Source organism: Microvirga sp. GN3, assembly GCF_055792825.1.
Map to the genome: position 1 here is coordinate 1 of NZ_JBVVAK010000078.1, position 22,843 is coordinate 22,843.

The following is a 22,843-nucleotide window of genomic DNA, read 5'->3' on the forward strand; positions in this document are numbered from 1 at the left end:
ACGCCGCTCCTCCATCTGCTCGGATGTTAGATGCGTCGGCCGCCAAACGTCGTCATCCATCGCGCGCCTCCTCATGAGGATCGACATCACCCTATGTTACACCACCTCCGTGAAGATCATTAGAAGCGATGTCTCACGCTTATGAAGTTCCGGATCGCTGAACACGATGTCGACGCACACAATCGACAGGAGTACATAAGTACCGCCATGGCCAACATAGGAGAAACCCTTCATCATCGCCTTGGGGTTTCCCGTTGCATCGAGAGCAATGACAAAGAAGTCACCGTCCGTGACAGCCTTGAGATGTTCATCGATTACGGGCGAAAGCTCAAAGACATGTTCGCTACCGACCTCATCCTGACAGAAGGCAAGTCGTCGAGCGTTCATATCGATGATGGTCACCTCAGCACCTCGCGCCTTGGCAAAGATCGCCGCCGCAATGCCGATCACCCGGCCCCTGCCACAGCAACGCGGCTCGCCGGCGCTGCGCCTGAGCGCTGCACTCCATGGGCGCCAACCGCAATGAGCTCGACCATCGCCGCCTCGTCCAGACCCAGACCTCCCACGGAAATAACGTTCCGTTCCGGCACCGCAATATACTCGCAGGCTCCACCATCACGGTGCACCCCTAGCACCTGCAGATGCTGGCAGCAGTTCGTCCTGCCCAGTAGGCAGGCGCGGCAACTTCCGCAGTAGACATAGGATTCGATACAGACGATATCGCCGATCCGGGATGAGCTGCCGGTCGGCGCCTCGGCGATCTCGCCCGCGAATTCATGGCCGATCACCCGTGGGTATTTGAAATTGGGCTGATTACCGTGGAAAATGTGATAATCCGTCCCGCACGTACCCATCCTTCGGATGCACACTAGGACCTCCCCTGAGCCGATCTTGGGCATATCCCGCTGGATGAGGGCCAATTTGCCAGGCTCGTCACATCGAAGCGCTTTCATCCGGGTTGTCTCCCAAAAGATGCGCTTGATCGTCCCAAGATTCAGGTCGGATTTGTCACTAAAAGTTAACTCGATCACCACCCTTCAACGAAAGCATGTCTCGCGCATCATCAGGAGTAGCAATTTCTAGTCCAAGTCCCTCAATAATTTGGCGCGCCGCTCTCACCTGCTGCGCATTGGATTCGGCGAGTTTGCCCGGACCGATCCAGAGTGAATCCTCCAGACCGACGCGGACATTGCCTCCCATGGCTGCCGCTTGGGCTGCGATGGGCAGTTGGTTCTTGCCGGCACCGAGTACTGACCATTGATACTCATCCCCAAATAGCCGGTCGGCCGTACGCTTCATGTGGGCCACATCCTCGGGGTGCGCGCCAATGCCGCCCAGAAGACCAAAGACGCTTTGGATGAAGAGAGGCGGCTTGATGAGGCTGCGGTCCACGAAATGGGCGAGAGTGTAGAGGTGGCCGATGTCGTAGCACTCGATCTCGAAGCGAGTGCCATTCTCGGCGCAGGTCGTCAGAATGTATTCGATATCGGAGAACGTATTGCGGAAGATCCTGTCACGCGATCCTTCGAGGTACGGTTCCTCCCAATCGTACTTGAACTCTTTGAACCGGTTGAGCATTGGGTAGAGTCCGAAATTCATCGAGCCCATGTTGAGGGAGGCAATCTCGGGCTTGTAATGAGCCGCAGGGCGCACCCGCTCCTCCACCAGCATGGTCGGTGCACCGCCTGTCGTGATGTTGATGACGCAGTTGCTTCGCTGCTTCACCACTTGCAGGAACGGCGCGAAGGCTTCCGGCGACTGATCAGGCTTGCCATTCTTCGGGTCTCGCGCGTGCAGATGCACGATTGCAGCTCCTGCTTCCGCCGCACCGATGGCGGCTTCTGCGATCTCCTCAGGCGTGATCGGCAGATGAGGGGACATAGATGGCGTATGAATCGCGCCGGTCACTGCGCACGTGATGATGACTTTGCGAGCCATGGACTTGGTTCCTCTCGGGAGATCACTGATCCGGTTGCGACTGCTTGTGGGCCTTCAGGGCGGCCAAGCGTTTGTCCCGCCAGGCGGAGCGGCGTGCGAGCGCATCGGGTCCCGGCGCTTCGCCCCAGGCCTCCAGGACGCGACTCACATTCTCCCTATCCCAGACATGGGGCTTGGCGGGATCCTCGGAGAGACGACGATAGAAGCCCGTATAGCGGTTGCAGTAATCGGCGATGCCACCGGGCGCGTTGAGTTCGATGGTCTCGAAGGGACCGAGGAAGGACCAGCGCAGGCCGAGACCATCCTTGAGGGTTTTGTCGAGGTCCTGCGGACTGACCACGCCCTCGCCGACGAGCCGGAACGCCTCTGCCAGGAGCGCGCCCTGGAGCCGGTTGAGGACGAAACCCTCGACCTCCCGGTTCACCATGATGGGTACCTGCTCGACGCTCTCATAGATCGTTCGCGCGCGAGCGACCATCTCGGGTGCTGTCCAGGGAGCTCCACAGAGTTCGACGAGCGGCACAAGGTGAGGGGGATTGACTGGATGGGCCACGAGGCAGCGGGCGCGGCCTGATAGTCCCTCGGTAAAGTGGGACGCGACAATCGCGGAGGTCGACGAGGCGAGAATGCAGTCTGGTGGTGCAAGCCGGTCGAGCTCCGCAAAGATGAGCTGTTTGGTCTCGACGATCTCGGGGCCATTTTCCTGAACGAGGTCGGCTCCGTTCACAGCCTGCGCAAGCGAAGGCACGGCGACGACGCGCTCGGATGCATCTTCAGGGTTGGCGACGAGGCCATGCCTTGCAAGCTCTTCAAGCCCTTCGCGGATGAGACTGGGCGCCTTCTCAAGCGTCTCGGAGTTTGGGTCGGTGATGCGCACATCCCAGCCGGCCCGCGCGAAGACGATCGCCCAGGACCGGCCAATCAGGCCCGCACCAATGATCGCAGCACCCGGCATTCTGTAATCTCCCTCAAGGGTCACAGCCACAGGACCTTGCGGCGGAGCGCAAGATCGTCTCGCAGGTCCTTCGATGGACCGGTATGAATCACCCGACCTCGTTCGAGCGCGACCGTCCGGTCGGACAAGGCTAGCGCGAGGTCGAGGTGATGGTCGACGATGATGATCGAGACCTCATGCCGGAGCTTGTCGAAGCTCTCGAAGAGTTGTTCGACAATAGCTGGAGCAAGACCTTCGAAGGGTTCGTCGAGGAGCAACACCTTCACGTCGCCCGATAGGGCGCGTGCGACTGCCACCATCTGCTGCTCGCCGCCGGAAAGGAAATCTGCCGGGGTGTCGAGCCTCTCACGGATCCGCGGGAAATATTCGAAGATCCTGTCCAGATCCCACCGGACGCCGTGGCCGGTCTCGCGCTTGAGCCGCCCGAGTTCAAGATTCTGGGCCACAGTCATTCCGGCAAAGAGCCCGCGTCCCTGCGGCACGTAGCCGATTCCCAGACGCGCGATCTCGGCGGAGGGCCGGCTGGCGATCTCCTGGCCATCGAGCCTGATCGAGCCTGAACCGGGCGGTGCAATGCCGATCAACGTCTTGAGCAGGGTCGACTTGCCGGCGCCGTTGCGGCCCAGAAGAGCCACGATCTCATGTTGATGCACGTCGAAGGACACGTCCGCCAGGACATGGCTCTTGCCATAGAACGTGTTGACTTTCTCTGCAGCGAGCACAGTTGCCGCCTCAGCGGCGCTCTGCCGAGGCTTCGCCGCAATGTTGGCCGCGCCGGAGCCGATATAGATCTCCTGCACCTTCGTGCTTGAGCGGGCATTCTCCACTGTTCCGTCGACCAGAACCTGGCCCGCATTCATTACCGTGACGGCATCGGCGATCTGGAACACACGATCGATATCGTGCTCGACGAGCAGCATCGGAACGTCCGCGGAGATGCGCTTGATGATGTCGCCGATGCGCTGGCGCTCGGCAGCCGCAAGGCCGGCAAGCGGCTCGTCGAGCAGCAGCACCCTTGGCTTCGTGGCAAGCGCCAGGCCCATGTCCAGAAGGCGCTGCCCGCCATAGGAGAGGGCGCCCGCCTCGGCCTTCTCGATGCCGGCGACGCCGAGATAGCGAATGACCGCTGAAGTCTCGGCTTCGATCTGCTTGATTGATCGCGCGGCCGTCCAGGGATTGAAACGCTGCGGGTGGCGGGCCTGCACGGCGAGGCGGACATTCTCTTCGACCGTCAGGGCTGGAAAGAGGTTCGTGATCTGGAACGAGCGTCCGATGCCGCCCTGCGTGATCGCTTCAGGGGAAAGCCCGGCGATGGAGCGGCCTTGGAGGAGGACGTCGCCTTCATCAGGCGTATAGTACCCGGAGATCAGATTGAAGGCCGTAGTCTTTCCGGCACCGTTCGGTCCGATCAAGGCGTGGAGGCTACGGTCACGCACGGCGATATTGACCGACTGAACAGCCTTGAGCGCGCCAAAGCTCTTCGTAATGCCGCGGGCTTCGAGAATGACGCCATCCACATGGTCAGCGGGCCTAAGAAACGAGGGCAGGGGCTCGTCGGTCAGGGTGCGACCCGCCATGGCGGCCTCTTCCGTGACCTTGGCCCGGAATGGAGTCGCGATCCGCTGTGCGATCCCGACCAGTCCCGTCGGCGAGAGGACGATGAACCCGACGAAGAGGATGCCGAAATAGAGCAGCCAGTGCGGTGTCCAGATCGACAGGAACTCACGGAACAGGATGTAGAAGAGTGCCCCCAGGGCAGGCCCGAGGAAACTGCGCATTCCGCCGATTACCACCATCGCGATCAACTCGCCCGAGAAGGCGACGGAGAGGGGCTCGGCCGAGGCAAAGCGATGGTTGAAAACCGAGAGGATGCCAGCGATTCCCACCACCGTGGCGGACACCACGAACCCGAGAAGCTTGTAGCGATTGGTCGGATAGCTGAGAAAGCGTGCACGCTGCTCGTTTTCCCTGATCGCCACCAGTACGCTCCCAGCGGGCGAGTTGTGGAAGCGCAGCAGGGCAAAGCAGACGGCAAACGCCACCGCCGCAACGAACCAGTAGTAGGTCCAGTCCAAGCTCAGATCGAGGCCGATCGCACGGGTGCGGACAACGCCTCCGAGCCCGCTCTCGCCACCCGTCAACGCCGTCCAGCGGTAGGCGATCGCAAAGAGCATGGCCGCCAATGCCAGCGTCAGCAGGGAGAAGTAGACGCCGCGACGCCGCAGGATGAGCGCGCCCAGGAGAGATGACACCCCGGCAATGAAGACGATGGCGAAGAGAGCCGGAAGAACGATGCCGTCCGGAAACCAGTGAAGCTGGCTCAAGGCCGCCGCGTAAGCCCCAAGCCCGAACCAGACGCCGTGCCCGAAGGAGACGAGGCCTGTGTAGCCGACCAGAACGTTCAGGCCTAGGCAGGCGATGGCGAACACCACCACGTCGATCGACGATCGAAGCGGCAGACCTACGGGATCAAGAACGAAGGGCAGCAGAATGAGCGCTGCCGCCGCGATGAGGAGAGGCCAGTAATTCGTGCGCATCGATCTACTCGAATTTCTGGATGCGTTCACCGAGCAACCCGCGCGGCCGCAGAAGCAGCACGAGGGCCATCAGCAGGTACATTGAGGCTTCGCCGGCAGGCGGAAAGAAGTAGATCGTGAGGCCACGAACCACACCCACGAGCGCCGCAGCTGCAATCACGCCCCAGAACGAACCCAACCCGCCGATGACGACCACCACGAAGGCGGCTGTCAGAATTTCGGCCCCCATGGCGGGGTGAACCCCCGAGATCGGAGCCAGCAGGACTCCGGCAAGGCCTGCCAGGCCGATGCCGAGCGCGGCGACGGCCGTCATGTACGGCTGGAGCGAGATGCCGAGCGCTCCCACCATGTCCGGGTTTTGCACTCCGGCCCGGACCACACGGCCGAAGGCTGTGCGGTAGACCAGGAACCAGGTCGCGATGACGGCAGCGAGCGCCACGCCAAAGATGATCAGGCGGTAGCGCGGATAGATGAAATTGCCGAGGAAGACCTGACCTCTAAGAGCCGACGGGATGGAGAAAGGCAGGGGAGCAGCCCCGAAAATAATCCGGAGACTCTGCTCGATGATCATTGCAAGCCCGAAGGTCAGGAGCAGGCTGAGAATGGGATCAGATCTGTAGAACCTTCGAAAGAGTAGGCGCTCGATCACGACGCCTAAGAGCGCGACGAGCACGGGAGATATAACGAACGCGCCTCCAAATCCGATCTTAGGCGTCAGCATCACGGCGAGATACGCGCCGATCGCATAGAACGCGCCGTGGGACAGGTTGACGATTCCGCCGAGCGAAAAAATCAGCGAGAGGCCGAGGGCGATCAGCAGATAGTAAGCGCCCACCAGAAGGCCATTTAGCACCTGCTCAAGAAGAAAGACGAACGCCACGCGAGATTCCCTTTCCGGTTATTGGAGGCGTCCTCCCGCGAGGAGCCGGAACTGAGGGAAAACAGAATGCCCGTGCTTCTCGGCGGCCGGAACGGCGGCTAACTGTCCGGCCTGACCGATATTTGACGCGTCATGCCTGTATCTTGCAGGTGCCATCCTTCGGGGGCGCCAAGACCTCGAGATCCTCACTCGGACCGGGGACGGAGCCCAGCGGTTCGTAAATATCCCACTGGTCCTTCATCTTGTCGGGATCCTTGGCACGAACGGCATACATCTCCTGGACCATCTGGTTGTCGTAGGCGCGGAAATAGCCTTCACGGTTCTTTAGGACGTCGAATTTCGCGCCTTTGCGCAGGTGCTCAGCGAGTTTCTGCGGGTCCGCGGATTTCAACTCGGTGAAAGACTGCGCGACGATCTTAAGGGAGTTATAGTCGCCCCAGCACTGGTTCTCGGGCGGTTTGCCGTATTTCTTCGTGAATGCCTCGACGAACCTCTTCGACGACGGCGTGTCGACCATGTGGTGCCAGATCAGCGGCCAGATACCAGAGAAGTTGCCCTTGCCGGCACCCCAGGCTACCGCCGTGTCGAAGCCGAAGCCGGTGATCGGGAACTGGAGACCATATTCGGCATACTGCTTGATGAAGTTCGTGATCTGATTACCGGCGAGATTCGAGGCAACGATATCGGGCTGGGCCTGCCGGATCTTGAGGAGGTAGGGACTGAAGTCGGTGGCATCGGTGGGGACGAGCTCCTCGCCGATGAATTCGCCCCCGTTCTCCGTTACGAATTTTTTGGCGACCCGGAAGAGATCGTGGCCGAAGGCATAATCCGCCGTGAGGGAGTACCACTTCTTGCCCTTGATCATGTTCTCGGTCTTCAGGTACGTGCCGACTGCCGTGACCATCATCGAGTTCGCAGCCTCAATGTGGAACATGAAAGGATTGCAGCTCGCCCCGCGCAGGGCGTCGGAATTGGCGCCGGTGTTGATGAAAACCGTCTTGGTCCGGTTGGCCACCTGACCGATGGCCAGGGCTGAGGCGGAAGAGATTTCGCCGATGATCATCGCGACCTTATCGCGCTCGATCAGGCGTTCGGCCTTGGCGGAGGCGGTCTGCGGGTTCACCGAATCTTCGATCACGAGCTCGATCTTGCGGCCCAGGACGCCACCGGCGGCGTTGATTTCCTCGGCTGCGAGCTTCACGCCCATCTGGGCGAACTCGCCGAGCGGCCCCAAGAATCCGGTGATGGGCGTGAGGTGCCCGATCCGGATCACGTCAGATTGCGCCTTGACGATTGCAGGCATCCCGAGTCCTGCAAGCGCGGTCGCGCCGGCCGCTCCCTTCAGGAGCATACGACGGGTCAAGTCATCAGAATGTGCCATGGCCGTTTCCTTCCTCCCATGATGCTGTCGCGTTACTTGCCGCGATCTGTGATCACAGTTAGACTGTCGGAAAATGAGCAACTTGTCGAGCCCCCGCCCCACCAAGACTCCATCGGCCATCACCCAGATCGGCCGGCTGGAACGCGTCACCCTGGGCGAACGCGTCTATACCGAATTGCGTGAGCTGCTGATGAGCGGTGAGCTTGCCCCCGGGCAGAAGATGTCCCTGCGCAGTGTTGCCGAAACCCTCGGCGTCTCGATGATGCCGGTGCGGGAGGCAGTCTCGCGGCTTGTTGCCGACCAATCCCTGGAGGTGCTGCCGAACCGTGCGGTGCGCGTCCCGCTGATGAACCTCGCACGCTTCCGGGAACTGACGACTGTAAGACTCGCGGTCGAGGGCTTTGCGGCGGAGCAGGCGGCCATGAGCCGCGCGGAGTCCGACCTCGCCGCCATGCGGCAATTCGAAGAGGCGCTCCTTGCCGAGGCCCGAAGCTCCGATCCTCATGCGGATCGAGCCGTCCGAGCCAACAAGGAACTGCACTTCGCCGTCTACCGGGCGACCGGCCTGCCGACGCTGGTGGGGATCATCGAGGGGCTCTGGCTGAAAATTGGGCCAGTTCTGAACTTCGATCTCAAGGCCTCACCCGAACGGTTGCGCACGGGCGGCGCAACCGGACATCACCGCCGTCTCGTAGCTGCGGTGAAGGCCGGTGACGGAGCCGCCGCACGCAAGGCGCTCATCGACGACATTGAAGGCGCGGCCAGTTTCATCGAGAGCACCGGACGTCTGCTAGAGTAAGCCGATGCGCGGGCTCTCGGACATCACATGAGGAGCGGGCGCCGAGCGCAAAGGTGCCCGGCTAGGAATGGAGACGACGAAGATGAACCTCAACATCGCCGGCCTGCGTGTGCTGGTGACTGCTGGCGCCGCTGGCATCGGACTTGAGATTGCGCGCACCTTCCACCGTGAAGGCGCTCGCGTGCATGTCTGCGACGTGGACTGCGCCGCTCTCCAGGAGGCGACCGCGACTGATCCGGACCTGACCTCCTCCTACGGCGATGTGGCGAATCGAGCTGATGTCGCCCGGGTTTTCGAGGAGGCTCTGAGAGTTCTCGGCGGGCTGGATGTCCTCGTCAACAATGCCGGCATCGCAGGGCCGACCGCCCGGGTTGAGGAGATCAACCCGGAGGACTGGGATCGCTGCCTCGAGGTCTGCATCACCGGGCAGTTCAACTGCACGCGTCTTGCAGTACCCTACCTGAGGCAAAGCCAGAATGCCTCGATCGTGAATCTGTCCTCCGCCGCAGGCCGGTTTGGTTTCCCCTTGCGCTCCCCGTACGCCGCTGCCAAGTGGGCCGTGATCGGCTTTACGAAGTCGCTCTCACGGGAATTGGGCGAAGACGGCATCCGTGTGAACGCGATCCTGCCTGGGGTCGTCGCCGGCGACCGCCAGCGCCGGGTGCTTGAAGCCAAGGCCCAGCAGCTCGGCATACCGTTCGAGGAGATGCAGCAGCGGGCGCTCGCGAACACATCCTTGAAGGACTACGTAACGGCACAGCAGCTTGCCGACCAGATCGTTTTTCTGTGCTCGCCATTGGGTCGTACGATTTCAGGGCAGGCCATTGCCGTTGACGGGGATCTCCAGGCCCTTTTCTGACAACTGCATCTGCTGCACCATCTGAATCAAGGCTTAGACCTTGAAGTGCCGGGCCTCATCTAAGGAACTGAGTGCGAGCTACGAAACAGGGAGGATGAATATGGCCAGTATCGGCTTCATCGGGATCGGCCTCATGGGCCATGGCATGGCCAAGAACCTCATCGAGAAGGGCCACAGGCTTACTGTTGTGGCCAATCGGAGTCGTGAACGGGTGGATGACCTCGTTGCCCGTGGCGCAACGGAGGTGAATACACCGCGCGAGGTGGCTGCCGCGTCCGAAATCATCTTCACCTGCGTGCCGACGTCCAATGATGTCGAAGGTCTCATCTACGGCGAGAATGGCATTCTGTCTGGCGCGCGCGAGGGGCTCATCCACGTCGATACCTCCACCGCCAATCCCATCTCGTCGGTTAAGATCGCTGCCGATTATCAAGCGAGAGGTTTTCGTTTTGCCGATGCGCCGCTCACCCGTACGCCGAAGGAGGCCGAGGAGGGACGTCTTAACGTCATTGTGGGTGCAAACCCGGCGCTCTTCGAGGAGATCCTTCCCGTCCTCAAGTGCTTCGCTGAAAATGTTTTCCACGTCGGCGGTGTCGGTGCAGGGCACAAGATCAAACTGATTAACAATTTTATCGCAATGAGCCACGCGAGCGTCGTTGCGGAGGCGGTTGCGGTGGCCCGCGCGACGGGCGTCGACCCGAAGGCTCTATATGACCTAGTCTCGGCAGGTGGCGCGAACAGCGCGATGTTTCAGATGATCATGCCCTACGTGCTCGAGGGCGATCCCAGCCGTTTGCAGTTTGCGATCGGCAACGCCCACAAGGATCTCGCCTACTTCATTGCAATGGTGAATGACGTGAAGGCGACCGGACTCATAGGTCCTGCCGTTCTGCAGACGCTCACCATCGCTAGTGCAATGGGCAACAGCGGCAAGCACATACCGCATCTAACGGATGTCCTGACACAACTCAACGGGAGCAAAAACTTGGGCTGAGGACTGACGCCTGCACGGCCATCAGCCCTAGTCACTCGATGACTCTGGGGAGATTATGTCGTTGTCAAGTAAGACACAGAAATGGTTATAGTTTGCTGATGGATAAAATTCAAAATACTGACATAAATGGAGATGATTTTCGCAATGTACTGAATAAGAATTGAAAATTACGATGTTCACCTACAGTATCGTACTTTAGCCCCGCCAGAGGGTCATCAGGGAGGATACGGAAATGAGGAAGATACTTGCTACCGGTTTGTTCGGGCTGGGATTGGCTCTCGGCCCTTCAGGAGTGTCCGCCCAGCAGGCAATCGAGCTCCACGGTGCGTCCCAGTTCAACGACAACCATGCCTTCACCAAATCGTTGGCCAAGTTCGGGGAGCTCGTACAGTCCTGCTTCGGCAAGCCGCTCAATATCATCCTGCATAAGAATAGCGAGCTCGGCCTTGAGAAGCAGTATTTCGAATACATGTCGCAAGGACGCGCGGTCGATTTCGCGATCGTCTCGCCGGCGCATATGTCGACCTTCTCGAAAGCCGCTCCCTTCATTGATGCGCCGTTTCTGTTTCGCGACCTCGCTCATTGGAATAAGGTGCTCGACCGGGACCTGTTTAAGCCGATCGCGGACGAGATCGCCAAACGTGCCGACGTCATGCTGATCGGCTACGCCGGCGGCGGCACACGCAATATCTTCGTCAACAAGCCGGTCGCCAATTTGGAAGAGATCAAGAGCCTCAAGATCCGCGTCCAGGGCGCCCCAATCTGGAGCCGCACATTCGCTGCGATCGGCATGTCGCCAACCGTCATTGCCTATAACGAGGTTTACAACGCGATTCAGAACGGCGTGATCGCCGCGGGCGAGAACGAAGCTGCCGGCGTTGAGCAGATGAAGTTCTTCGAGGTGGCGCCTAACCTGGCAATGACCAAGCACGCCATCACGATCCGGCCGCTGGCATTTTCCGGCAAGACATTCCGCAACTTGCCCGCCGAGTTGCAGTCCTGCGTTATCAAGTCCGGCAAGGAGGCTGGCGCGCACGGCCGGGCCATCGAGTCCAGCGAGGATGCGGCAAAGCTCGACGCCCTGGAGAAGGCCGGTAAGCTGAAGCAGGTCACCTTCAGGGATCGTGATGCCATGAAGAAACTCGTCGATCCCGTTCTGGCGGCCTATGCCAAGGAGATTGAGGCTGACAAGATCCTGGCGGAGATCAATAGCATCGAGTAGTGCGCCGCGCTTCGTGACACGGTCGGGGAGCAATCCCTGACCATTCCTTCTCAAGGAATGAGGAGCTTATGGCAACACCAACGCCCGAACGGCACAGCATGTGGCGGAGAATAACCGCGTGGTACAGCCTCTTTTTGTCCTGGCTCGTGGCGATTTCCACCGCGGTCCTGGTCATCCCAGTCACATTGCAGATCTTTTCACGCTTCACCTCGATCATCCCGCATTACATCTGGACCGAAGAAATGGCGCGTTTCCTGCTGGTCTGGACGGTTATGATAGGAGCTATGATCGGCGTCCGTGAGAGCACTCATTTCGAAGTTGATGTCTGGCCGCGGCTGTCGCCGCGTCCAGAGGCCGCCGTGCGGTTGATCGCTCGCATCTGCGTGCTCATCGTCGCGCTCGTATTCATTTGGTCCGGGATCGAGTTCACGCAGTTTGCCTGGTACCGGATCTCCGAACTGGCCGAACTGCCGCTCTGGGTCATCCATATTGCCTGGCCAATCACCGGTATCACTTGGCTTGTCTTCCTTGGCGAGCAGATGTGGGACGAGGTGAATGTACTGCTCGGCCGGGGAACTCTGCCGCCGGCAGACCCTATCCCGACCCCGGAGGGGCCCCTCTGATGACCGGCGCTCTGCTTTCCCCCGGCCAAGCGGCACTTGTCCTGTTCGGCATCTTCTTCGGATTGATGTTGCTCCGCGTTCCGGTTGCTTTCGCATTGGCGCTGGCCTGTCTGCCGATCCTGATCATCGAGCCTCGGCTCTCCGCCATGACCCTCGTGCAGGAGACCTTCAACGCGTACAACTCCTTCATCCTCCTGGCCGTCCCATTCTTCCTGCTGACTGCGAACCTGATGAATGTCGGCGGCATCACGGAGAGGCTCATGAAGCTGTCCCGGTCGATGGTCGGACACTTCCCCGGAGGATTGGCGCAGATCAACGTGGTGCTATCCTTCTTCTTTGCGGGCATTTCGGGCTCTTCGACCGCGGACGCAGCAAGCCAGTCGAAGATCTTTATCGAGGCGCAGCGCCGGGAAGGCTACGATGACTCGTTTTCCGTCGCGATCACTGCCGTCTCAGCGGTTCTGGCGGTTATCATCCCGCCGTCCATCCTGATGATCGTCTGGGGCGGAGTGTTGACGGTTTCCATCGGCGCCCTCTTCCTCGCGGGAGTTATACCCGGTCTGCTGATCGCTCTCGCCCAGATGGCGACGGTCCATGCCTATGCAACTCTCAAGGGCTACCCGACCTATCCGCGTGACAGCTGGAGGACCTTCTTCAAGTCCATACTGGCTTCGGTTCCGGCCTTGATGACGCCGCTCATCATCATTGGTGGGAAGATCTTCGGCTGGTTTACGGCAACGGAGTCGGCCTGCATTGCCGTGCTTTACGCCGGCTTCCTGTCCATTTTCATCTATCGCGAAATGGACTCTGCAGCGTTCCGGGAAGCGCTCATCGACACGGGCAAGTTCGCCGGAATAACGCTTTTCTGTGTCGGCACGGCGAGCGCCTTTGGCTGGTTGCTTGCCTATTACCAGATCCCCAAGGCCATCCTGTCTGGTGTTTCGGCCTGGGAGCTCGGGCCGATCGGAACCGGTTTCTTCATTGCATTCGTGTTTCTCGTAGTCGGGTGCTTTCTCGATGCCATTCCCGCCATCATTATTGTGGGAACGATCCTGGAGCCGCTGGCGCGCTCCGCCGGCCTCGACCCAGTTCACTTTGCCATGATCGGCATCGTGTCGCTGGCCTTTGGACTCGTCACGCCACCCTATGGCCTCTGCCTGATGATCGCATGCTCGGTCGCCGGGATCCGGATGCGGCAGGCGCTGAAGGACACTATGATCATGCTCGTCCCAATGTTCCTTGTCTTGGCTCTCCTCATCGTCTGGCCGCAGGTCGCTCTCTTCGTGCCCAGTCTTGTCTCGCCGGAGTTTCTGAAGTGAGCTCCCCCTGCAGAAGCCTGCCGGCCTCTTCTTTCTTAACTCGTTACCGGAGTTCCCGTAGTGACCGCTCCTGAAATCTATCCCACCATTCCCGACCTTGCTGGAAAGGTCATCCTCATCACCGGCGCGAGCACCGGTATCGGAGCAGCGGCCGCAGTCGCGTTCGGTCACAATAAGGCGCGCGTGGCGATCCATTACAATGCCAGCGAAGATCCGGCGCGGCAGGTTGCCGAAGAGGTAAGGGCGGCTGGTGGGGAGGCGTTACTGATTCAAGCGGACGTGACCGAGCCCGAGGCAGCGGCGTGGGTCGTGGCCGAGACTGTTGAGCATTTCGGCCGGCTCGACGTTCTCGTCAACAATGCCGGCGGCCTCGTCAGGCGGACGCTGATCAAGGATTACTCGGACGAGTACGTAGATGCCGTTCTTGCACTGAATGTCGAGCATGTCGTGCGCTTCATTCGCGAGAGCGTTTCGCACATGCGGGCGCACGGCGGAGGCTCCATCATCAATGTGTCGTCGATCGCAGCCCGCCACAGGGGGGCCGGGCTCTGTTATCTATGCCGCGGCCAAGGGATTTATCTCAGTGGCAACGCGGGGTTGAAGGACGGCATCCGGGTCAACGCGGTTTCACCTGGCGTCATCATGACTCCGTTCCACGAACGCTATTCGACCCCGGAGCAGCTTGCCGCCTTGCAGGCCACCATACCCATGGATCGCCTTGGTACGCCGGAGGATTGCGTCGGCGCCTTTCTCTACCTCGCCTCTAATCGGCTTAGCGGCTACGTCACGGGGCAGGTGATGGAGGTGAATGGGGGCCAATACATGCCCTAGAGGCACTCTGTGTTCGAGCGGATATCAGGAGGGGACCTGAACAGATGTTTGATTTTCTCAGCCGCACAGTCCTCATCGGAGTTGGCGCAACGGCGCTGCTCGATCTCTGGGCTCTGCTCCTGCAGCGGTTCTTTAAGGTGCCCGCGCCGAACTGGGGGCTGGTGGGACGCTGGTTCTGCCACCTGACCGATGCCAGTGTCTTTCACGACGACATCGCGCTCGCGCGCGCCTATCCTTTCGAGCGTGCGGTCGGCTGGATTGGGCACTATGTCATCGGCATTGTCTATGCCTGCGCCCTCCTGGTGTTCACGCGCCCGGATTGGGCGTCGGCGCCGACATTGGCTCCCGCACTCGCCGTGGGCATCATCACCGTGGGAGCCGGATGGTTTCTGCTCCAGCCCGGCATGGGAGCGGGCATTGCTGCCTCGAAACGGCCCAACGCCAAACAGATCAGGGTGATCAACATTGCCGGCAATATCGTCTTTGGTTTCGGGCTATACGGGAGCGCGTTCCTTGTTCGGTAGGATTATCGCAGGGAGATGCCACAGGACATCAGGTAATCGTGAAGTGGAAAATAAGTAAGGCTTGCCAATAATGTTTTCGTGACTCAACCTAAGCCAAAGACCGGCTCCAGGAAAACGAGGAGCCGGCGCATCGGGAGGAAAGAATGCTGCGTCGTGGTTTCCTGAAGACACTGGCCGTTGCTGCCGTTTCGCTGGTCTCGGCTATCGAGTATGCATGGGCCGCCTATCCTGAGCGACCGATCACCATCATCGTTCCCTGGGCCGCTGGCGGCGGCACAGATGCAACCGCCCGCATCATCGGCTCCCTGCTTGAGAAGGAGCTTGGCCAGCCAGTCAACGTCGTCAACAGAACCGGGGGCAGCGGCGTCGTGGGGCATGAGGCGATTGCCGCGGCAGCGCCGGATGGGTACACGCTCGGGCTTGCAACGGTCGAGATTGGCATGCTGCATTGGCAGGGTCTCACCCAGCGCGACTACAAGGACTATACACCCATTGCCTTAATGAACCTTGATCCGGCCGGCGTTCAGGTGCGCGCCGACGCGCCTTATAAAACCGTGAACGACCTCGTGGAGGATATCAAGAAGAACCCCGGCAAGTTCAAGGCGTCGGGGACGGGGCAGGGCGGCATCTGGCACCTGGCAATCGCCGGCATGCTCGACAGCCTCAACATCGATCCTAGTACCGTCCGCTGGGTGCCGAGCCAGGGTGCCGCGCCCGGACTTCAGGACCTCGTCGCAGGCGGCGTCGAGATTGCGCCCTGCTCGCTCCCGGAGGCGCGTTCTCTCATCGACGCTGGGCGTGTGAAGAGCATTGCTATCATGAACCCCGAACGCAACCCGGCGTTTCCGAACGTTCCCACGCTTGCGGAGCAGACCGGCAGCCAATGGGCGATCGGCGCGTGGCGCGGCATCGTCGGACCGAAGGGTCTGCCTGCGAACATTACGAAGCGGCTCGCTGATGCCCTGGACAAGATCTACAAGGGCAAGGAGTACAATGATTTCATGAGCCAGCGGGGCTTCGGCGTGAAGTTTGCGGCGGGCGAGGAGTTCCTGGCATTCTGGAAGAAGAGCGACGAGGATCTTGGGGCAGTCATGAAAAAGGTCGGATTGGCGAAGTAACCCGGCTGACCTCGATGCGCGTCAACGATGCCATCACTGGAGCCGTGCTCCTCGCCTTCGCGATCGCTGTGTTCGCCTATGCGAGGACACTCCCGGCCATCCCGGGACAGGAATACGGCGCGGCCGTCTTTCCAATGCTCATTGCCATTGGCCTCGCGGGCTGCGGCGTCCTGCTGATTGCCTCAGGTCGCCGACATTGGCAGGGCGCTGTGGTTTGGAACGCCTGGGCTCGCACCCACCATGCCTGGGTGAGGCTCGCCATGGTCTTCGCCTTGATCCTGGCCTACATCCTCGCCACGCCGACACTCGGTTTCGTGCCGATCTCAATCCTCATCCTGCTGGTGTTTCTGCTGATGATGGGCATCCGCTGGTGGATCGCTGCAGCCGTAGCGGTCGCAGCAACGATCCTGATACACCAGACCTTCGTCGGATTGTTGCGCGTCCCCCTCCCACTCGGGCTGCTTGGGCCCTGACTCTGATGATGTCATGAGCGCAATCCAGACAGCTTTCGGCCTCGTGTTCCAGCCGGCGGTGCTGGTGACCATCTTTCTCGCAGCCCTGTTCGGGCTCGTGGTCGGCGCAATTCCCGGCCTGACTGCCACGATGGCGATCGCGCTCCTGGTGCCAGTGACCTTCTTCATGGATCCTGTTCCGGCGGTGGGAGCCATGGTGACCTGCTCTGCCATGGCCATCTTCGCCGGCGACATCCCCGGCACGCTGCTGCGCATCCCGGGAACGCCCGCGTCGGCGGCCTACACAGACGAAGCCTACATGATGACTCGCAACGGTGAGGGGGAGATCGCCCTTGGCGCTAACCTGCTCTTCTCGGCCATCGGAGGATTATTTGGCACATTCGTGCTGATCCTGTCCGCCCCGGCTCTCGCCGAGGTCGCCTTGCAGTTCAGCTCCTTCGAGTATTTTTGGATGGCACTGCTCGGTTTGACCTGTGCGGTGTTCATCGGAACGGGATCGCCAGTGAAGGGGCTCATGAGCCTGTTCATCGGCCTGTTTGTTTCGACCATCGGGCTGAACAATCCAGCCGGCGTGCCCCGCTTCACCTTCGGAAACGCCGAACTCACCGGAGGCGTGAACTTCATTGCGGCGATGATTGGCCTGTTCGCCGTATCCGAGGTCTTTCGGTTTGCCATCTCCCATAGCATCCAGACCGCGCCGCAGGCCGTGATCGGCAATCTCTTCCGAGGCTGGGGGCGGATGATGGTGCAGTACTGGCCGCAGCAGCTGCGCGGCAATGTGCTGGGCACGATTATCGGCGCGCTGCCGGGGGCGGGGGCCGATATCGCAGCCTGGGTCAGTTACGCGGTCAGCAAGAAAATGTCCCGCACTCCCGAGAAGTTCGGAAAGGGGCACGTAGAAGGAATCATCGAGAGTACATCCTCGAATAATGCCGCACTTGCAGGCGCCTGGGTTCCGGCGCTCGTCTTCGGTATCCCTGGCGACAGTATCACGGCCATCGTGATCGGGGTGCTCTACCTAAAGAACATGAACCCAGGCCCGACGATCTTTCTGAACAATCCACAGTACATCTATGCGGTGTTTATTATCTTCATCCTGGCCAATCTAGTGATGCTGCCCTTGGGGTGGGTCGCCATCAAGGGTGCCAGGACCATTCTGCGCATTCCACGCGAGATCCTGATGCCGTGCATTCTCATGTTCTGCATTGTGGGGGCCTTTGCCATCAACAACTCCGCCTTCGGCGTGGCCGTGATGCTGGTGTTTGGCGTGCTCGGCTTTCTGATGGAGGAGAACGATATTCCTGTCGCTCCTTGCATCCTTGGCATTGTGCTCGGGCCGATGCTTGAGGAGAATTTCGTGACCTCCATGATCAAATCGGACGGCAGCTATCTTGCCTTCTTCGAGCGGCCGATCTCAGGCGCGCTCGGGGTCGCAACGCTGCTGATCTGGCTAGCGCCGGTGCTGCTCATGGCGCTGCGCTCCAGAAAGACTGCAATGCCATGGCAGGGCTGACGATCAGGCGATCGGAACCTGCACAGATTGCCGTCAACGGATGAACTGGTCGATGTAGTCGGCTCCGAGTCCGTTCTTCGCATAATGCGCCCGGCACTTCTCGATTCGCGTGAAGACGTCGTCGAAGCCGGTCGCATTGCCGTCCGGATCGACGTAGATCATGGCTCCGTTCACCTGGAACAGGGTGATCATCTCCTCGACGTGCGGATCGACGACCAGCGTATGCGTCTCGCCGGGGGCCTCGTAGGCATAGGAGCCCTCGGTGGCGATCCAATCATGCTCCAGGTACCGCCATTCTCCCTTAAGCACAAAGGCATGCACCGGTTGGGGATGGCGATGGCGCGAGAGCACGCCTGACTTCCGCACCCGCAGCAGGTTCATCCAGTACCCGCGCGAGGCCGCAAGCAGCAGCGGTCGGAACCATACGTTCTCCTCCACAGGAACCCAGATCCGTTCGTCCGTTGGAATGGCATTCGGGATCACGAGCTCGGGCGGGGAGTCTTTCGGCTGCGGATGCCGGTAGGGCACCCACTTGTCGTTCATGGGGGTGCCGGGGGAGGTGGGCTCTGGGCTGGACATGCGATCTGCTCCTCTGAGGCGAGTTGTGGTCAAACAGTCAGATAGCCGCCATCGATGGCCAGGATGGCGCCCGTCACAAACCGAGCCGCGGGCGATGCCAGGAAGACGGCGCCCCCGGCCACTTCCTCCGGTGTACCCCAGCGGCCCATGGGAGTGCGGGACAGGATCGGGGCGCTGCGCTCCGGGTCATCCTGCAGAGCCTGCGTTAGAGGCGTCGCGATCCAGCCCGGTGCAACGGCATTGACGCGGATGCCGTCGGACGCCCATGCGGCGGCGAGGCTCTTGGTCAGTTGGCCGACGCCGCCCTTCGAGGCACTATAGGCCGGAACCCGGGGACCGCCGAAGAAGGTGAGCATGGACGCGATATTGACCACCGAACCCCTGGTTTCGCACAGCCTTGCTTTCGCGGCGGAGCAGACCCGCATGGCGCCGGTCAGGTTGACTGAGATGACGTCTGCGAAGACCTCCGGGTCGTGCTCCATGTCTCGGCGGATCACGCCCGCGGCGTTGACCAAGACATCCAGGCGGTTGAAATGCGTGAGCAAATGGTCGATCGACGGACCATCACGTACGTCGAGAACCACAAACGAGATTCCTGCGTTGGTCTCGTCGTCCGCCGCGCGCATCCGCTCAGTTTCACTCGCTCCCGTCGCCGTCACGTTGGCGCCCAGGTCTCGGAAAGCCTTCGCGCAGGCAAGGCCGATTCCGCTTGTGCCGCCCGTGATCAGAACAGTTTGGCCAATGAACAGATGAGAGGCGAAGGCATCAGTGATCGGCATGCAGCTTTTCTCTTCAGGATGTTGATCGAAGACCTGGCGGAGACAAAACATAGTGCTTTGACGAGGTTGATCAAACCTAATCTACCATGGACCGTCGGACTGTCTAAGCGTATCAACTTGTTGCACAAATGGGCGGGCTGGTGCCTTGATCTGGGTGTCATAGGAAGGCTGTGCCCTCCTGATCTCGGATTTCTACCGTGCCGTTCAAGACCAATGCCGCTCGCCGACACCGCATTCCGAGACAGCGGCACCGGGTGACGAACTGGTCCGAATACGATGCCGCCCTGCGCCAACGGGGAAGTCTCATCGTCTGGTTCTCTGACGAGGCGATTGCCGCCTGGCGGGCCGAGCCGCGTACGACACGAGGCGGTCAGCCGCACTATTCCGCTCTGGCGATCCGAACAGCCCTGACGCTGCGGGCGGTGTTTCGGCTGGCGCTCCGTCAGACCGAAGGCCTGATTGGCTCGATCCTCCAACTCCTTGGTCTGGATCTGGCGGTGCCGGATCACTCAACCCTGAGCCGCCGGGCCGAAACTCTGGAGATGCCAAAGCCATGCCCGAGCTCCGGAGGACCTGTTCACCTGCTGGTCGACAGCACGGGCCTGCGGCTATGCGGACCCGGGGAATGGCTGGTCGAGAAGCATGGCACCCGAAGGCGGCGCGCCTGGCGAAAGCTGCACATCGGCGTCGATGCTGAGACCGGGCAGATCCTCGCCTCAGAGCTGACCGCCAATGAGGTCGATGATGGCTCACAAGTTGGGCCTTTGCTCGACCAGATCACAGGCCCACTTGCCTCCTTCACCGGTAATGGAGCCTACGATCAAGCGGGTGTCTACGGCACCGTCGGCAAGCACCATCCTGATGCTGAAGTCATCGTTCCACTCCGATCAACGGCAGTGCTGAGCGAGAATGGGGAGACCGCTCCAACCCAGCGCGACCGGCATCTCCAAAGCATCGCCGAACATGGACGCATGGGTTGGCAGAAGGCATCCGGGTACACGCGTCGTGCCCTCGTGGAGTCAGCTCTCGGCCGGCTTAAACGAGTGATCGGAGATGCAGTGCGTTCGCGGACGGACCGGCGTCGCACGACGGAGGTCGCCATCGCCATTCAGGCCCTAAACCGCATGCTTGAGCTTGGACGCCCGAAGTCCGTCCGCGTCGCTTAAGCAAAGGCTTGGGGTGGGCTCAGTGCGTCCACCAACCGATCCGTGCAACACAGCCTCCTATTGTCGGACTATTGGGCACCAGATTCTTAGCCCAAATGATAAACGCGACGCCCTTTCGTCCTGAGGGACAGGCCGAGAGGAGCGCCGCTGCTGTTTCTCGCGGTTGCCTAAGCTGCGACAGAACCGCGGAAGATATGCTGTCGGACCGAGGCCTCCTTCATCTCGATGGAGAACCCAGGCCGCTGGGGCGGCATGTAAGCCGCGTTCCGGATCACGCAGGGATCGACGAAATGCTCGTGCAGGTGATCGACGTATTCGATCACCCGCTCTTCCTTGGTGCCCGAGACACATAGATAATCGATCATCGACAGGTGCTGCACGTACTCGCACAAGCCGACACCGCCTGCATGCGGCCATACGGGAAGGTTGAATTTGGCCGCCATAAGCAGCACGGCCAGCACCTCGTTGAGGCCACCCATCCGGCAGGCATCGATCTGGACGATATCGATAGCTCCGCGGGTGATGAATTGCTTAAACAGAATGCGGTTCTGGCACATCTCGCCCGTCGCAACTTTGACGGGCGCAACGGACTCGCGGATTTTGCGGTGACCCTCTACGTCATCGGGGCTCGTCGGCTCCTCGATGAAGTAGGGCTGGGCGAACTGCAGCTGCTTGATCCAGTCGATGGCCTGGTCGACCTCCCATACCTGATTGGCATCGATCATCATCTTGATATCAGGGCCGATCACTTCCCGGCAGATGTGTAGGCGGCGGATGTCGTCCTCGAGATCACGGCCCACCTTCATTTTAATATGGCGGAATCCCGCCTCGACCGCCTCAGAGGCGAGACGCGCCAGCTTCTCGTCGCTGTAGCCGAGCCAACCCGCCGACGTGGTGTAGCAGGCGTAGCCTTCCCGGCGCAGGATGGCTTTCCGCTCGGCCTTGCCGTCGGCTGCCCGGCGGAAGATCTCCAGTGCTTCCTCCGGAGTGACCGCGTCGGTGAGATAGCGGAAGTCGATAATGCGGACGATCTCCTCTGGGCTCATGTCGGAGACGAGTTCCCAGACAGGCTTGCCAGCCTCCTTGGCCCAGAGGTCCCACACGGCATTCACCACGGCTCCCGTGGCGAGGTGAATCGCGCCCTTGTCAGGGCCAATCCAGCGCAGCTGGCTGTCCCCGGTGAGATAGCGCCAGAACCGCCCGGGGTTTTCCTTCACCCAGTCTAGGTCGAGGCCCACCACGAGGTGACGCATCGCCTCGATCGCGGCGCAGCAGATATCATTGCCGCGCCCGATCGTAAAGGTAAGACCATGACCCGACAGGTCGGGGCTGTCGGTCTTGAGCAGCGCATAGGCGGCGGAGTAGTCCGGGTCCAGATTCATGGCGTCCGACCCGTCGCGGTGCTGAGAGGTGGGAAAACGCAAATCAAATGTTTGAAGGTCTGTGATGCGGGTCATGGCACGTTGCCCTTAATGATGGGGAGGTGGCCTCAGCCGTCCGCTCTGACTTGCTGCTTCTGCGATCCGAGCCCCTCGATCCCGAGCTCGACGACATCGCCTGGCTTCAGATAGCGCGGCGGCCTCATGCCCATGCCGACGCCGGGAGGCGTGCCGGTGCTGATGATGTCGCCGGGGTGGAGGGACATGAATTGGCTGAGGTAGGAAACCAGATATGCCACACCATAGACCATGGTCTTCGTTGAGCCACTCTGCATCGTCTCGCCATTGACGTTCAGCCACATGGGGAGATTCTGAGGGTTCGCCACCTCATCCTTGGTTACAAGCCAGGGACCGATGGGCCCAAAGGTGTCGCAAGACTTGCCCTTGGTCCATTGACCGTGGCGCTCGGTCTGAAAGGCACGCTCGGACACATCATGCACGGTGCAGTAGCCGGCGACATAGTCCAAAGCCTCTGCCTCGCTCACATACTTGGCGGTCCGTCCGATCACGACGCCGAGTTCGACCTCCCAATCCGTCTTCTGCGAGCCACGGGGAATGAGCAGTGTGTCGTTCGGACCGGCGATGGCCGACGTGGCCTTCATGAAGATGATCGGTTCTGGCGGAACTGTCGCGCCCGTCTCCGCGGCATGGTCGGAGTAGTTAAGACCGACGCAGATGAACTTACCCGTGCCGGCCACACAGGGTCCGATGCGCGGACTCCCCTGCACGATGGGGAGAGACTGCACATCGAGCGCGCTCAATTCCGAAAGGAGATTGGGATCCAGCACGTTTCCAGCGATGTCATTCACCCGGCCGGACAGGTCGCGGATGTTGCCGTTATCGTCCAATAGGCCTGGACGTTCCGAGCCCGGCTTCCCAAAGCGCAACAGCTTCATTTCTCTTCTCCTTAAGTC

The 22,843-nt window shown here is 60.7% G+C and carries 23 protein-coding genes; 12 read left to right on the plus strand and 11 right to left on the minus strand.

Annotated features, from left to right (window positions below; genetic code table 11):
- Positions 1-96: 96 nt before the first annotated feature.
- From ACS5Q1_RS29025 to ACS5Q1_RS29055, 7 genes are all read right to left on the minus strand, one after another.
- On the minus strand, positions 97-450 hold the full coding sequence (locus tag ACS5Q1_RS29025) for a zinc-binding dehydrogenase (RefSeq protein ID WP_473101447.1): 354 nt from the start codon (positions 448-450) through the stop codon (positions 97-99).
- Positions 447-953, minus strand: a complete 507-nt coding sequence (locus ACS5Q1_RS29030; RefSeq protein ID WP_473101448.1) for an alcohol dehydrogenase catalytic domain-containing protein — start codon at positions 951-953, stop codon at positions 447-449. The genes ACS5Q1_RS29025 and ACS5Q1_RS29030 overlap by 4 nt, the downstream gene beginning before the upstream one ends.
- A 58-nt stretch (positions 954-1,011) precedes the next feature.
- Entirely contained in the window at positions 1,012-1,938 is a 927-nt protein-coding gene (gene kce / locus ACS5Q1_RS29035) for a 3,5-dioxohexanoate:acetyl-CoA acetone transferase (protein ID WP_473101449.1), read from the minus strand.
- 22 nt (positions 1,939-1,960) lie between these two features.
- Complete coding sequence (locus tag ACS5Q1_RS29040; RefSeq protein ID WP_473101450.1) at positions 1,961-2,893, minus strand: 3-hydroxyacyl-CoA dehydrogenase; 933 nt, start codon at positions 2,891-2,893, stop codon at positions 1,961-1,963.
- A gap of 20 nt (positions 2,894-2,913) precedes the next feature.
- Positions 2,914-5,430 (minus strand): branched-chain amino acid ABC transporter ATP-binding protein/permease, encoded by a 2,517-nt coding sequence (locus ACS5Q1_RS29045; RefSeq protein ID WP_473101451.1) that lies wholly within the window; start codon positions 5,428-5,430, stop codon positions 2,914-2,916.
- Positions 5,431-5,434: 4 nt separating this feature from the next.
- Positions 5,435-6,310, minus strand: coding sequence for a branched-chain amino acid ABC transporter permease (locus tag ACS5Q1_RS29050; RefSeq protein WP_473101452.1), 876 nt, complete (start codon positions 6,308-6,310; stop codon positions 5,435-5,437).
- Between the two features lie 130 nt (positions 6,311-6,440).
- On the minus strand, positions 6,441-7,691 hold the full coding sequence (locus ACS5Q1_RS29055; protein ID WP_473101454.1) for an ABC transporter substrate-binding protein: 1,251 nt from the start codon (positions 7,689-7,691) through the stop codon (positions 6,441-6,443).
- Between the two features lie 82 nt (positions 7,692-7,773).
- Here ACS5Q1_RS29055 and ACS5Q1_RS29060 point away from each other — a divergent pair, with 82 nt between their 5' ends.
- The 11 genes from ACS5Q1_RS29060 (at position 7,774) to ACS5Q1_RS29110 (ending at position 17,966) form a co-directional block, all read left to right on the plus strand.
- A complete protein-coding gene (locus ACS5Q1_RS29060) occupies positions 7,774-8,490 on the plus strand; it encodes a GntR family transcriptional regulator (RefSeq protein ID WP_473101455.1) in 717 nt (238 codons plus the stop codon).
- 82 nt (positions 8,491-8,572) lie between these two features.
- On the plus strand, positions 8,573-9,349 hold the full coding sequence (locus tag ACS5Q1_RS29065; RefSeq protein WP_473101457.1) for an SDR family oxidoreductase: 777 nt from the start codon (positions 8,573-8,575) through the stop codon (positions 9,347-9,349).
- Positions 9,350-9,389: 40 nt separating this feature from the next.
- Positions 9,390-10,343 carry an NAD(P)-dependent oxidoreductase gene (locus ACS5Q1_RS29070; protein ID WP_473101458.1) on the plus strand — a complete coding sequence of 318 codons (954 nt, stop codon included), beginning with the start codon at positions 9,390-9,392 and terminating at the stop codon, positions 10,341-10,343.
- A gap of 232 nt (positions 10,344-10,575) precedes the next feature.
- Positions 10,576-11,565 (plus strand): TRAP transporter substrate-binding protein, encoded by a 990-nt coding sequence (locus ACS5Q1_RS29075; protein WP_473101460.1) that lies wholly within the window; start codon positions 10,576-10,578, stop codon positions 11,563-11,565.
- Between the two features lie 68 nt (positions 11,566-11,633).
- The gene (locus ACS5Q1_RS29080) at positions 11,634-12,188 is read left to right on the plus strand and encodes a TRAP transporter small permease (RefSeq protein WP_473101461.1); all 555 of its coding nucleotides are present in this window, start codon (positions 11,634-11,636) and stop codon (positions 12,186-12,188) included.
- Positions 12,188-13,507 (plus strand): TRAP transporter large permease, encoded by a 1,320-nt coding sequence (locus ACS5Q1_RS29085; protein WP_473101462.1) that lies wholly within the window; start codon positions 12,188-12,190, stop codon positions 13,505-13,507. Before ACS5Q1_RS29080 ends, ACS5Q1_RS29085 begins: the two co-directional genes overlap by 1 nt.
- Before the next feature lie 60 nt (positions 13,508-13,567).
- On the plus strand, positions 13,568-14,338 hold the full coding sequence (locus tag ACS5Q1_RS29090) for an SDR family NAD(P)-dependent oxidoreductase (protein ID WP_473101463.1): 771 nt from the start codon (positions 13,568-13,570) through the stop codon (positions 14,336-14,338).
- A 44-nt stretch (positions 14,339-14,382) separates the two neighbouring features.
- Positions 14,383-14,862: a DUF2938 domain-containing protein gene (locus ACS5Q1_RS29095; RefSeq protein ID WP_473101464.1), complete on the plus strand. Its 480-nt coding sequence runs from the start codon at positions 14,383-14,385 to the stop codon at positions 14,860-14,862.
- Between the two features lie 143 nt (positions 14,863-15,005).
- Positions 15,006-15,980: a Bug family tripartite tricarboxylate transporter substrate binding protein gene (locus ACS5Q1_RS29100; RefSeq protein WP_473101465.1), complete on the plus strand. Its 975-nt coding sequence runs from the start codon at positions 15,006-15,008 to the stop codon at positions 15,978-15,980.
- Between the two features lie 14 nt (positions 15,981-15,994).
- Positions 15,995-16,453, plus strand: coding sequence for a tripartite tricarboxylate transporter TctB family protein (locus ACS5Q1_RS29105; RefSeq protein ID WP_473101466.1), 459 nt, complete (start codon positions 15,995-15,997; stop codon positions 16,451-16,453).
- A gap of 13 nt (positions 16,454-16,466) precedes the next feature.
- The gene (locus tag ACS5Q1_RS29110) at positions 16,467-17,966 is read left to right on the plus strand and encodes a tripartite tricarboxylate transporter permease (protein WP_473101467.1); all 1,500 of its coding nucleotides are present in this window, start codon (positions 16,467-16,469) and stop codon (positions 17,964-17,966) included.
- A gap of 33 nt (positions 17,967-17,999) precedes the next feature.
- On the opposite strand, the gene ACS5Q1_RS29115 is transcribed toward ACS5Q1_RS29110, so the two are convergent.
- Both ACS5Q1_RS29115 and ACS5Q1_RS29120 read right to left on the minus strand, forming a co-directional pair.
- Complete coding sequence (locus ACS5Q1_RS29115; protein ID WP_473101468.1) at positions 18,000-18,545, minus strand: 2,4'-dihydroxyacetophenone dioxygenase family protein; 546 nt, start codon at positions 18,543-18,545, stop codon at positions 18,000-18,002.
- Positions 18,546-18,574: 29 nt separating this feature from the next.
- Positions 18,575-19,324, minus strand: coding sequence for an SDR family NAD(P)-dependent oxidoreductase (locus ACS5Q1_RS29120; RefSeq protein ID WP_473101469.1), 750 nt, complete (start codon positions 19,322-19,324; stop codon positions 18,575-18,577).
- A gap of 197 nt (positions 19,325-19,521) precedes the next feature.
- On the opposite strand from ACS5Q1_RS29120, the gene ACS5Q1_RS29125 reads away from it, so the two are divergent.
- On the plus strand, positions 19,522-20,490 hold the full coding sequence (locus ACS5Q1_RS29125) for an IS5 family transposase (protein WP_473101470.1): 969 nt from the start codon (positions 19,522-19,524) through the stop codon (positions 20,488-20,490).
- A gap of 167 nt (positions 20,491-20,657) precedes the next feature.
- Here the strand turns inward: ACS5Q1_RS29125 and ACS5Q1_RS29130 are convergent, their stop codons facing one another.
- Together ACS5Q1_RS29130 and ACS5Q1_RS29135 are read right to left on the minus strand one after the other, a co-directional pair.
- The gene (locus ACS5Q1_RS29130; RefSeq protein WP_473101471.1) at positions 20,658-21,947 is read right to left on the minus strand and encodes an L-fuconate dehydratase; all 1,290 of its coding nucleotides are present in this window, start codon (positions 21,945-21,947) and stop codon (positions 20,658-20,660) included.
- Between the two features lie 32 nt (positions 21,948-21,979).
- Entirely contained in the window at positions 21,980-22,825 is an 846-nt protein-coding gene (locus ACS5Q1_RS29135; RefSeq protein ID WP_473101472.1) for a fumarylacetoacetate hydrolase family protein, read from the minus strand.
- Between the last annotated feature and the right edge of the window lie 18 nt (positions 22,826-22,843).

Bases quoted from the DNA above. Each gene is read 5' to 3' on its own strand.
- ACS5Q1_RS29030 (WP_473101448.1), bottom strand. From the start codon at position 953: ATGAAAGCGCTTCGATGTGACGAGCCTGGCAAATTGGCCCTCATCCAG.
- kce (WP_473101449.1), bottom strand. From the start codon at position 1,938: ATGGCTCGCAAAGTCATCATCACGTGCGCAGTGACCGGCGCGATTCAT.
- ACS5Q1_RS29040 (WP_473101450.1), bottom strand. From the start codon at position 2,893: ATGCCGGGTGCTGCGATCATTGGTGCGGGCCTGATTGGCCGGTCCTGG.
- ACS5Q1_RS29045 (WP_473101451.1), bottom strand. From the start codon at position 5,430: ATGCGCACGAATTACTGGCCTCTCCTCATCGCGGCGGCAGCGCTCATT.
- ACS5Q1_RS29055 (WP_473101454.1), bottom strand. From the start codon at position 7,691: ATGGCACATTCTGATGACTTGACCCGTCGTATGCTCCTGAAGGGAGCG.
- ACS5Q1_RS29065 (WP_473101457.1), top strand. From the start codon at position 8,573: ATGAACCTCAACATCGCCGGCCTGCGTGTGCTGGTGACTGCTGGCGCC.
- ACS5Q1_RS29075 (WP_473101460.1), top strand. From the start codon at position 10,576: ATGAGGAAGATACTTGCTACCGGTTTGTTCGGGCTGGGATTGGCTCTC.
- ACS5Q1_RS29080 (WP_473101461.1), top strand. From the start codon at position 11,634: ATGGCAACACCAACGCCCGAACGGCACAGCATGTGGCGGAGAATAACC.
- ACS5Q1_RS29085 (WP_473101462.1), top strand. From the start codon at position 12,188: ATGACCGGCGCTCTGCTTTCCCCCGGCCAAGCGGCACTTGTCCTGTTC.
- ACS5Q1_RS29095 (WP_473101464.1), top strand. From the start codon at position 14,383: ATGTTTGATTTTCTCAGCCGCACAGTCCTCATCGGAGTTGGCGCAACG.
- ACS5Q1_RS29100 (WP_473101465.1), top strand. From the start codon at position 15,006: ATGCTGCGTCGTGGTTTCCTGAAGACACTGGCCGTTGCTGCCGTTTCG.
- ACS5Q1_RS29105 (WP_473101466.1), top strand. From the start codon at position 15,995: ATGCGCGTCAACGATGCCATCACTGGAGCCGTGCTCCTCGCCTTCGCG.
- ACS5Q1_RS29110 (WP_473101467.1), top strand. From the start codon at position 16,467: ATGAGCGCAATCCAGACAGCTTTCGGCCTCGTGTTCCAGCCGGCGGTG.
- ACS5Q1_RS29115 (WP_473101468.1), bottom strand. From the start codon at position 18,545: ATGTCCAGCCCAGAGCCCACCTCCCCCGGCACCCCCATGAACGACAAG.
- ACS5Q1_RS29120 (WP_473101469.1), bottom strand. From the start codon at position 19,324: ATGCCGATCACTGATGCCTTCGCCTCTCATCTGTTCATTGGCCAAACT.
- ACS5Q1_RS29130 (WP_473101471.1), bottom strand. From the start codon at position 21,947: ATGACCCGCATCACAGACCTTCAAACATTTGATTTGCGTTTTCCCACC.
- ACS5Q1_RS29135 (WP_473101472.1), bottom strand. From the start codon at position 22,825: ATGAAGCTGTTGCGCTTTGGGAAGCCGGGCTCGGAACGTCCAGGCCTA.